This window comes from Solirhodobacter olei, from assembly GCF_004010155.1.
In the GTDB taxonomy this organism is placed as follows: Bacteria; Pseudomonadota; Alphaproteobacteria; order Rhodobacterales; family Rhodobacteraceae; genus Solirhodobacter; species Solirhodobacter olei.
Genome location: NZ_RRYH01000006.1, coordinates 1 through 220 on the forward strand (window position 1 = coordinate 1; position 220 = coordinate 220).

Annotated in this window: 1 protein-coding gene; it reads right to left on the reverse strand. The window is 70.0% G+C overall.

What is annotated here, in order from left to right; all coding sequences use genetic code 11:
- A partial coding sequence (locus EIP85_RS05585) for a GTP-binding protein (protein ID WP_241559900.1) occupies positions 1–220 on the reverse strand: 220 nt, incomplete at both ends.

Consider the following 220-nt stretch of genomic DNA (forward strand, 5'->3'; position numbering starts at 1 on the left):
CGCGCCAGCAGGATGTGCTCGCGCGTCTGCGGCATCGGGCCATCGGCGGCCGAAACCACAAGGATCGCGCCGTCCATCTGCGCCGCACCCGTGATCATGTTCTTCACGTAGTCGGCGTGGCCGGGGCAGTCGACGTGCGCGTAGTGGCGCGCCGGCGTCTCGTATTCCACGTGCGCGGTCGAGATCGTGATCCCACGGGCGCGCTCTTCCGGCGCCGCGT